Annotated in this window: 8 protein-coding genes; 3 read left to right on the top strand and 5 right to left on the bottom strand. The window is 75.4% G+C overall.

Annotated features, from left to right (window positions below):
• Nucleotides 1-106: 106 nt before the first annotated feature.
• Both ACIQBJ_RS12145 and ACIQBJ_RS12140 read right to left on the bottom strand, forming a co-directional pair.
• A complete protein-coding gene (locus tag ACIQBJ_RS12145; protein ID WP_400707722.1) occupies nt 107-2,443 on the bottom strand; it encodes a hypothetical protein in 2,337 nt (778 codons plus the stop codon).
• Complete coding sequence (locus tag ACIQBJ_RS12140; protein WP_400707719.1) at nt 2,440-4,389, bottom strand: ATP-binding protein; 1,950 nt, start codon at nt 4,387-4,389, stop codon at nt 2,440-2,442. Before ACIQBJ_RS12140 ends, ACIQBJ_RS12145 begins: the two co-directional genes overlap by 4 nt.
• Before the next feature lie 327 nt (nt 4,390-4,716).
• Between ACIQBJ_RS12140 and ACIQBJ_RS12135 the strand changes: the two genes are divergently transcribed.
• Nucleotides 4,717-5,034: a hypothetical protein gene (locus ACIQBJ_RS12135; RefSeq protein WP_400707716.1), complete on the top strand. Its 318-nt coding sequence runs from the start codon at nt 4,717-4,719 to the stop codon at nt 5,032-5,034.
• A gap of 83 nt (nt 5,035-5,117) precedes the next feature.
• On the opposite strand, the gene ACIQBJ_RS12130 is transcribed toward ACIQBJ_RS12135, so the two are convergent.
• Nucleotides 5,118-6,206, bottom strand: coding sequence for a TetR/AcrR family transcriptional regulator (locus ACIQBJ_RS12130; protein WP_400707713.1), 1,089 nt, complete (start codon nt 6,204-6,206; stop codon nt 5,118-5,120).
• A gap of 157 nt (nt 6,207-6,363) precedes the next feature.
• Between ACIQBJ_RS12130 and ACIQBJ_RS12125 the strand changes: the two genes are divergently transcribed.
• Complete coding sequence (locus tag ACIQBJ_RS12125) at nt 6,364-7,521, top strand: acyl-CoA dehydrogenase family protein (protein WP_400707710.1); 1,158 nt, start codon at nt 6,364-6,366, stop codon at nt 7,519-7,521.
• Nucleotides 7,522-7,711: 190 nt separating this feature from the next.
• Here ACIQBJ_RS12125 and ACIQBJ_RS12120 read toward each other — a convergent pair whose 3' ends face one another.
• On the bottom strand, nt 7,712-7,972 hold the full coding sequence (locus tag ACIQBJ_RS12120) for a hypothetical protein (RefSeq protein ID WP_400707707.1): 261 nt from the start codon (nt 7,970-7,972) through the stop codon (nt 7,712-7,714).
• Nucleotides 7,973-8,138: 166 nt separating this feature from the next.
• On the opposite strand from ACIQBJ_RS12120, the gene ACIQBJ_RS12115 reads away from it, so the two are divergent.
• Nucleotides 8,139-8,474 carry a cupin gene (locus ACIQBJ_RS12115; RefSeq protein ID WP_400707704.1) on the top strand — a complete coding sequence of 112 codons (336 nt, stop codon included), beginning with the start codon at nt 8,139-8,141 and terminating at the stop codon, nt 8,472-8,474.
• A gap of 60 nt (nt 8,475-8,534) precedes the next feature.
• Here ACIQBJ_RS12115 and ACIQBJ_RS12110 read toward each other — a convergent pair whose 3' ends face one another.
• A complete protein-coding gene (locus ACIQBJ_RS12110; protein ID WP_400707701.1) occupies nt 8,535-9,122 on the bottom strand; it encodes a TetR/AcrR family transcriptional regulator in 588 nt (195 codons plus the stop codon).
• Between the last annotated feature and the right edge of the window lie 8 nt (nt 9,123-9,130).

The following is a 9,130-nucleotide window of genomic DNA, read 5'->3' as shown; positions in this document are numbered from 1 at the left end:
GGGCCCCCCGCCGGCCCCCCCCCCCGCCCGGGGGGGGCCCCCCCCCCGGGGGGGGGGCGGCGGGGGCCCCCCCGGGGGGGGGGGGGGGGGGGGGCCGGTGCCGCCGCTACAGGTCGTAGTCGTCGACGATCTTCCGGTGCCGGTCGAGGTCGGCGCCGGCCGCCTCGGCCAGGGCGGGCCAGGCCAGCGGGTGCGGCCAGTCGGCGGTGAGCCGGGCGAGCAGCGCGTCGGCCTGCTCGGCGGTGGCGGTGGGCGGGACGCCGAGGGCGGCGTAGACGCCGGGCAGGTCGTCCTGGTCGCCGCTCGGGTCGGTGATCCGGTAGTGGTCGCCGCTGTACGCCCAGACCCCGTAGCCGGCCTGCTGGAGCTCCTCGCGCAGGGCGTGCCAGGCGTCGTCGCCGGGCCAGCCGCCGTCGATCCAGTAGGTGGTGTACCCGGCCGGGTCGAGCAGGGTGAGGAACTCGAAGACCGGCCGCCAGTCCTCCTCCGCGCCCGGTTCGGGGGTGTCGTTGAGGACGGCGGGGGCGAACACCACGACGTCCCCGTGGTTGAGGTCGAGGTCCTCGCCGAGCACCGGCAGCACCCGGGCGGTGGCCGGGCCGGTGCGCAGCGCGGGCAGGTCGGTGGTGGTCCCGTTGGTACGGGTGGCCCGCAGGCCGATCAGCTGCCACTCCTCGTCGATCGGGCCGCTGTCGGTGTCGAAGTCGAGGCCGAGCCGGGCCCCGGCGGCGCGGACGGCGGCCCAGTCGCGGTTGGCGGTGGCGGCGGTGAGCAGGTGCCACAGGTCGGGTTCCTGGACGGTGCGGTGCTCCTGGTCCTGGTCGGCCTCGGCCGGGTCGAGGGCGTGCTCCAGCAGGTCCTGGTAGATCCGCTGGGCCTCGGCGTGCTCGCCGCGCCGGGTGGCGGCGCTCGCGGCCAGGCGGCGGGTGTTGAACGCCTCGGGCTCGTGGGCGAGGACGGCGGCGCACTGCTCGCCGACCTCGGCCCAGCGGCCCTGGGAGGCGGCCCAGCGGGCCCGCAGCCAGTGCGCGTCGGCGGGGGCGGCCCCGGCGAGCCGGGCGGCCAGCCGGTCGATGCCGGGGCCGTCCTCGGCGTCGATCAGCAACTGGCCGAGCAGACCGGTCAGGTACTCGTGCCCGGGGTCCAACTCCAGCTGGGCCCAGGCGAGTTCGGCGACGGCCCGGGTGTGGCCGAGCGAGCCGAGCGCACCGGCCAGGTTGACCACCAGGACGGTGTCGGGGTGCTCGCCGACCGCCAGCGCGGCGGCCAGCAGGTCGGCGCCGGTCTCCGGGTCGGGCCGGTGCTCGGCCAGCCACTGCGGCAACTCCTCGACCGGAACCGGGAGTTCGGGCCGGGGCAGGGCCTCGGCGGCGGCCCGCAGCGCGGCGACCTGCTCGGCGACGCCGGCGGTGCGGCGGAGTTGGCCGAGCTTGCGGTCGCCGGTCCGGGCCAGGGTGAGCGCGACCTCGCGGGCGCCGCGGGCGAGCGCCAGCCGGCCGGCCGCCAGCGCCAGGTCCAGGCAGGGGCGGTGGGAGCCCGAGGCGTCCAACTCGCCGCTCCAGGAGGCGATCCGGGCGCCGAGCACCGCGTCGTTGTCGAACTCCCCGGCGGCGGCCAGCAGTTCGACGGCGGCGACCCAGCGGTGCCGGATGTCGGGGTAGCGGTCGGCCTCCTCGGCGTCCGGCAGCAGGGCGAGCGCGCGGTCGGTGCGGCCGAGCGCGGCGTGCTGCAGGGCGCGGCCGACGGCGAGCTTGCGCCGGTCGTCGTCGTCGAGCTGGTTCCCGGCGGCGACGTAGGCGCGTTCGGAGGTGTCGTAGACGTCCAGCGCCTCCTGGTGCCGGCCGAGCCGGTGCAGGGCGGAGGTGCGGCTGTGCGCGAAGGAGAGCGAGACCTGTTCGCCGGCCGCGACGATCCGGGTCTGGGCGCGGTCGAGGTGGCCGAGGGCGTCCTCGGGGCGGCCGTCGTCCTCCAGGGTGTCGGCGTACTCGCGGGACAGGCAGTCGAAGCAGGCCCGGGCGGGCTCGACCCGGGACAGCGCCTCCTCCAGCACCGCGAGCCGCTCGGGCACGTAGCCGGGGCCGTCGATGTTGGCGTGGCAGATGGTGAAGTCCTGGACGGCGCACACCGACTGGGGGCAGGAGGCGGTCTCCTCGCGGTGCGCGAACTCCAGCAGCGACACCGCCTCGGACATCGCGGCCTCGCCCTGATGACGCTTGTTCAGCAGGTTCTGCAGCCGCCAGTGCCGCAGGAACACCTCCACCCAGGGCAGGCCCAGGGCCCGGGCCGAGGCCAGCGCCTCCGGGTACATCGCGTCGAGCTGCTCGTTGCGGCCCTCGACGGCGTGGCCGGCGATCTCGGCGAGCGCGTCGGCGAGCCGGTGCTGCCCGGACGCGGCGAGCTTGAGGTGCGTCTCGTGCACCCAGGACCAGATGTCGGTGGTCATCGTTCCTCGTCCCCCTGCGGAAGGTCTGCGGTGATGGTGTCCGGTACCGCTGACAGCCCGTCGGCCGGTACGGGGGCGGTGAGCGCGGCCACCGCCGTGGAGATGCCGGCCAGCGCGGCGGTCAGGTCGCCGGCCGCGGAGCCCGCGGCGGCGGCCATCACCACCTTCAGCGAGCGGAGCAGCCCGGCGGCGGTGGCGGCGCCGGTGCGGCCGTCCCGGTAGGCGGCCAGCAGGTCGCGGACGGCGGGCGAGGCCAGGTTCAGGTACAGCCGGGCCCTGACCGCGCCGTCGGTCCGGGCGGTGAACGCCCGGGCCAGCTGCAGGGCGGCGGACGGGATGCGGGAGTCCGCCCGGTCGTCCTCGATCCGGGCCTTCAGCTCGGCCTCCCGGTCGGGCACCAGCACCAGCGGCAGCCCGGGCGGGTCGAACCGCGCCGGGACGAGCTGCTCGCCGTCCTCGGTGAGCGCGGCGGCCAGCCAGTCCCGCTCCTCGGCGGGCAGCGGCCGGTCCGGGGCGCGGAACAGCTCCTCGTTGCCGCGCTCGCTGCCGAGTTCGACGATCCGGCAGTCGCGCAGCTGGGCGTAGCGGCGCAGGAACGGCAGCACCGCGTACCGGTCGCCGCGGGCGATCGGCACCTGCATCGCCCGGTAGAGCATCTCCTCGAAGCCGCCGCCGCTGCCCAGCGCGACGTGCACCGCGCCGGAGCCCGCGGCCCGCAGCGCGCCGGCCGTCAGGTCGCCCTGCGAGGTGGGCACCGGGACGTCGTCGGCGAGCAGGGTGAACAGCCGGTCGTCGCAGAGCGCCGCGCCGAGCAGCTCCTGGCCGTGCCGGGCCAGGATGCGGCGCCAGGCCGCCGGGTGCAGCCGGGCGGTCTCGTACAGGCCGTCGACGATGGCGTCGGCGAGCGCCTGCTGGAGCGCCCGGTAGTGCTCGTCGCGCTGCAGGTCCTCGCGGCTGGCGGTCGGGGTGAGCCGGGTGGACTCGACCACGCCGCCGACGAACCCGGCCCAGCCGGGCAGCAGGTCGCGGGCGTCGTCGGCGAGCAGCATGCCGCGCAGGTACACCGCGAGGTCGCGGTTGTCGGTGGAGCCGTACGTCCCGCCGTCCTGCACCCAGAGCAGGCCGACGGCGTCGGTGCGGCCCTCGACGGGCGTCACCGGGAAGGCGGTCAGCGGCTCGAAGCTGCGGGCGAAGGCGGTGGCGAAGCGCATCCGGTGCAGGTGCGGGGAGCCGGGCAGGTCCTGCCGCCACGGCACCGGCACGTCGTTGACCGGTTCCTCGTCCGCCCCGGTGTAGACCGGGATCGGCAGCAGCACGCAGTACCTGGCCAGCACCTCGCGCAGGGCCTCCTGGTCGGCGAGGTGGGCGTGCTCGGCCTTCAGCCGGAGCGTGACCACGGTGCCGGGGCCCGGGCGGGGCGGCGCGGGCTCCACGCTGTACTGCTCGCCGCCGCGGCTGCGGTAGGTGTGGGCGAGCTTCGGCTCGCGGTGCGAGGCGGTGGTGACGAGCACCTCCTCGGCGACCGAGAAGGCGGACAGGAAGCCGAGGCCGAACGCGCCGATCAGGTCCTGGTTGCCGGTCAGTTCGCGCAGCATCCGGGTGTAGCCGGTGCCGACGGTCGCCAGGTAGGCGTGGATCTCCGGCTCGGTCAGGCCCGCGCCGTTGTCCTCGATCGAGACGGTTCGGGCCGCCTGGTCCCCGGTCACCCGGATCAGCGGCCGGTAGGCGCCCTCCGGGTCCTCCAGCTTCCGCCGGGTGTGCGAGTCGTGGGCGTTCTGCACCAGTTCGCGCAGCGCCACCAGGGGGGTGGAGTAGAGGTGGGTGGCGAGGACGCCGACCAGGCCGCCGAGGTCGACCTCGGTGGTGCGGAGATTCGCGGGCTCCGCGGCGGCGAATTCCGCGCCACTTCCCTCGGGGCCGGAAGCGGGGGGAAGACCATCAGACATGAGGCCACAGTGTGCCAGTACGACAATCTGCCGACCACTGTTTTCCGATTTCCGGTTTCTGTCGATCCTCGGTCAACCCGGTGTTGACGCGCGGGAGTCTCCGGCGATCCCTCCGGTTCACCCAAATCCCTTGGCAGGAAAGCATTCTGCGCCCTCCCCGGAGTTCCAGGGTATTCCGCACCGGTGACACCTTCGGGGGAACCCGGGTGTCCGCACTGGAACCCGAACGGCCCAGTGGGCAATCCTGAGGGAGCGACGTCAGGAACCGGCGCACCGGGGCGGCCACCCCGCGGCGCCACATTCGCACCAGTTAGCAGGGAGACCACCGTGTCCCGTATTCGCGCAGTCGCCGTCGTTGCCGCCCTCGGCGCCTTCCTCCTCGCCGGAGTGGGCACCGCCGCCGCGGACAACGGCGCCGGCGCCGACCACTCCTCCAACAGCACCGTGGTCGGCAACCTCGGCTCCGGCAACATCGTCGGCTCCGTGCACGGCAACGCCAACGGCACCCAGCAGACCGCGACGGGCTCCGGCGCGAGCAACCAGAACAACACCCTCGGCGTGGCCGGCAACTCCGGCGGCGTCGGCGCCCTCCAGTCGAACGCCAACCTGGCGCACACCGTGTACTACCCGTTCGTCCTGTACTAGGCCGCGAACACCGGCACCACACCGGACACCGGCGGGACCGCGACGCAGGGGCACCTCCCCGCCCCGTCGCGGTCCCGCCGCGTTCAGCCGGACGGCGCCGGCGCGCCCAGCGCCGCGGCCGCGCAAGCCGCCACCGCGGCGGGGGAGGCCGACCCGGTCCGGGCGGTGTCAACGGCGACCGCGATCATCGCGTGCACCCGCACCCGGGTCTCGGCGGCCGGTTCGCCCGGCAGCGCGGCCAGTTCGACCCAGCCGCGGAGGAACCCGCGGCGGAAGTCCACCGCCGCCCGGCGCTCGCCCGGGGCCAGCCGCTCCGTCTCGGAGAGCATCACGCCCAGGTAGTCGCGCTCCCGCCGGGCGAAGTCGGCGAACGCCGCGACCGCCGGGCCCGGACCCGCGCCCAGCACCGGGAGCACCTCCCGGCGCAGCTGCTCCCGGCCGCGGTCGAGGACGGCCGCGAGCAGCGCGGACTTCGTCCCGAAGTGCTTGTAGACGCTGGGCCCGGCGATGCCGACGGCCGCGCCGAGCCGCTCCGTGGAGACGTTGTCGAAGCCGTGCCGGTGGAACAGTCGGGTGGCCGCCACCACCAGCGCCTCCCGCCGGGCTGTCGGCGCCGGAACCGGCGGCGGGTCCGCCACCGGGGCGAACTCCCCCACCGCCAGCAGCCGTTCGCGCATCCCGAGGAGCAGTTCCAGGTACCGCCGCCGGGGCAGCGCCACCCCGTGGCGGCCCAGGCTGCCGTAGCCGGAGAGCACCGCCCACCAGGCCAGCTCGCCCTCCTCCGCCGCGACGTCCCGGACCGCGGCGCGCAGCCGCCTGCGCAGCACGGCCCGTCGGCCCGGCGGCAGCAGCCGGGCGTCGCGCTGCCAGAGCGTCCCGAACCCGCGCCGCTCCAGGGCGAGTTCGGCGAGTTCGACGGCCCCGCCGGAGGCCAGCGCGGCGCAGAGCGCGTCCAGGCCGGACTCGACAGCGCAGCACAGCAGTTCGGGCTTGCCGCGGAAGTGCCGGTAGAGCGCGGGGGCGGTGATGCCGACCTCGGCGGCGAGTTCGGCCATCGACACCCGGTGGTAGCCGTCCCGGTGGAAGCGGTCGGCGGCGACGGCGAGGATGCGGGCCCGCCGCCCGGGCGGCCGCCGCACCACGGGACGGTGCTCCGCGGGTGGCTGCTCCACCACGGTGTCCCCCTCCCCCGCACGCCTGCCGGCCAGGCTAGCAACGGTTCACTTAACTCCCGCCGACACCGTCCGACAAGGCCGCGGGCCACCCTGGACACCGGAAGCTACTGGCGATTAACTTGTCGGTGCGTCCAGCCGCCGAAGGGAGCGCACCGTGCGCCGCACCGTGTACAACGAGGACCACGAGGCGTTCCGGGAGACCATCCGGGACTTCATCGCCCACGAGGTCGTCCCGGTCTACGAGAGCTGGGAGGAGGCCGGCCACCCGCCGCGCGACTTCTACCGCAAGCTGGGCGAGCTCGGCGTCTACGGCATCGAGGTCCCCGAGGAGTACGGCGGCGCGGGCGAGACCGGCTTCAAGTACCAGGCCGTGATCTACGAGGAGACCGCCCGGGCGGGCGTCACCTTCGGCTCCTCCGGCGTGCACACCGGCCTGGTGCTGCCGTACCTGATGGAGTACGCCAGCGAGGAGCAGAAGCAGCGCTGGCTGCCGGGCTTCGTCTCGGGCGACATCATGACCGCGATCGCGATGACCGAGCCGGGCGCGGGCTCCGACCTGGCGGGCATCGCCACCACCGCGAAGCTGTCCGCGGACGGCACCCACTACGTGCTGAACGGCGCGAAGACCTTCATCACCGGCGGCGTGCTCGCCGACCTGGTGCTGGTGGTCTGCCGCACCGCCCCCTACGACCCGGCGGACCGCCGGGCCGGCCTGTCCATCCTGTGCGTGGACACGAAGTCCGAGGGCTACGCGGTCGGCCGCAAGCTGCAGAAGATCGGCCTGCGCACCTCGGACACCGCCGAGCTGTCCTTCTCCGACGTGAAGGTCCCGGTGGAGAACCTGCTCGGCGAGGAGGGGAAGGCGTTCTCCTACCTGACCCACAACCTGGTGCAGGAGCGCCTGGCGATCGCCGTCGGCGCGTACGCCTCGGCGGCGGCCGCGGTGCAGTTCGCGGTGAAGTACGTCAAGGAGCGCAAGGTCTTCGGCAAGGCCGTCGCCGAGTTCCAGAACACCAAGTTCTCGCTGGCCGACTGCCAGGCCCAGGTGCTCGCCCAGCAGGCGATGGTCGACCAGGCGCTGGAGCTCTACCAGACCGGCGAGCTGACGGTGGCGGACGCCGCCGCGGCCAAGCTGTTCTGCACCGAGTCGGCCTCCGAGGTGATCGACAAGTGCCTGCAGCTGCACGGCGGCTACGGCTACATCCTGGAGTACCCGATCGCCCGCCTCTACACCGACAACCGGGTGTTCCGGATCTACGGCGGCACCAGCGAGGTCATGCGGACCATCATCGCCAAGTCGCTCGGCCTGTGACCGGACGCTGACCGGGCGCCGAGCGCCCGCCGCGGGGGCGGGGGGGGGGGGCCCCCCCGCCCGGGGGGGGGGCCCCCGCGCGGCCGGCGGGGGGGGGGGGCGGGGGGGGCCGGGGGCCCCCCGCCCCCCCGGCGCCGGGGGGGGGGGCGCCCCCGGGGGGGGGGGGCCCCCCCCCGGCCGCGTCCGCGGGTCAGTTGACGCTGGTCCGCCAGGCCTCCAGTCCGGCCGCGGAGGCGGCCCTCGCCTGGTGCAGGGTGCGCTGCGCCAGCTCGGTGGGCGGGGTCTCGAAGGTCCTGATCCAGCCGCGCCCGGCGTTCGCCAGGGCCACGCAGACCAGGACGCTGCCGGTCAGTCCGACGAGGGCGCCGAGCCCGGTGAGGGCCGCGCCGGCGGTGAGCATGCCGCGGTTCACCTGGAACCCGCGGAAGGAGATGCTGTGAGTGGTCGCCATAGGCCCACCTTCGGCCCATCCCCGCGGCCCCGCACCCCGAGCGGCCCCGCCCTTGACCCCTGCGCGTGGTTCGGCGCGCGCCACCCGCGGGGCGGCCCCTAGGGTCGGCGGCGAGGGCCCGGACGGCGGGTCCGGTGGCGACGGGGGCCCGAGCGAGGAGAACGCGATGACCGAGCAGCCGGCCCGGATCGACCTGGGCGCGCTGGCCGAGGAGCACGCCGCGCTGGCCGCCGCCGGCCCGCACGGCCGGAGCGCCCACCTGGTGCTGCACGACGGCGTGCTGCGGCAGACCGTGATCGCGCTGCGGGCGGGGGCGGCGCTGGACGAGCACAACGCCCCGGTCGCGGCCAGCCTCCAGGTGCTGCGCGGCCGGGTCTCGCTGACGGTGGCGGGCCGCCGGCTGGAGGTCGCGGCGGGCGAGCTGTGCCCCGTCCCGCAGGAGCGGCACGGGCTGATCGCCCACACCGACGCGGTGGTGCTGCTCACCGCCGTCACCGCCTGACCCGGACACCCGCGCCCCGGCCGTCCGGGCCGTTCAAGCCGTCCGGGCCGTTCGGGCCGTTCAGGCCCGGGCCGCGCCCAGCGTCTCGCCGGAGACCAGGGTGAGCCCCCGCAGGATCTCCGCGCCGTCCGGCGCCTGCTCCGGGTCGATCAGCCAGTGCGCGACCTGGCCGAGCAGCAGCGACTGGTAGAAGATGCCGCGGGCCAGCTCCTCCGGGGTGTCCAGGTGCTCGGTCCGGCCCTGGAACATCGCCGCCAGCCCGAGCCGGCCGAGTTTCTGCGCCCCGGCCAGCTGCTCGCGCAGCTCCGGCAGGTGGGCGAGCTGCCCGACGATCTCGAACTGCACCGTCCACAGGCCGCGGTGCTCCTCGAAGGTGTCCCGGACCGCGTCCCAGCAGCGGACGAAGCGCTCCTTCGGGTCGGTCACCTCCGCCGACCCGGCCAGCGCGGCGCCGATCGACTCGCCCCAGTCCCCCATCGCCTCGATCAGGGCCTGGACCAGCAGGGCGTCCTTGGAGCCGTAGTGGTAGCCGATCGCGGCCAGGCTGACGTTCGCGCCGGTGGCGATGTCCCGGGCGGTGGTGCGCCCGTAGCCCTTCTCTTGCAGGCAGCGCCGGGCGCTGGCCAGCAGGTCTTCGCGGTTTCCCATGGTGGTGA

It is taken from the genome of Kitasatospora sp. NPDC088391 (assembly GCF_044753345.1).
GTDB lineage: Bacteria > Actinomycetota > Actinomycetes > Streptomycetales > Streptomycetaceae > Kitasatospora.
The sequence above is the reverse complement of the archived record's forward strand: the minus strand, read 5'-3'. Positions and strand labels throughout refer to the sequence as shown.

Coding starts and splice junctions, on each gene's coding strand:
- ACIQBJ_RS12110 (WP_400707701.1), bottom strand. CDS start 9,122: ATGGGAAACCGCGAAGACCTGCTGGCCAGCGCCCGGCGCTGCCTGCAA.
- ACIQBJ_RS12120 (WP_400707707.1), bottom strand. CDS start 7,972: ATGGCGACCACTCACAGCATCTCCTTCCGCGGGTTCCAGGTGAACCGC.
- ACIQBJ_RS12115 (WP_400707704.1), top strand. CDS start 8,139: ATGACCGAGCAGCCGGCCCGGATCGACCTGGGCGCGCTGGCCGAGGAG.
- ACIQBJ_RS12140 (WP_400707719.1), bottom strand. CDS start 4,389: ATGTCTGATGGTCTTCCCCCCGCTTCCGGCCCCGAGGGAAGTGGCGCG.
- ACIQBJ_RS12145 (WP_400707722.1), bottom strand. CDS start 2,443: ATGACCACCGACATCTGGTCCTGGGTGCACGAGACGCACCTCAAGCTC.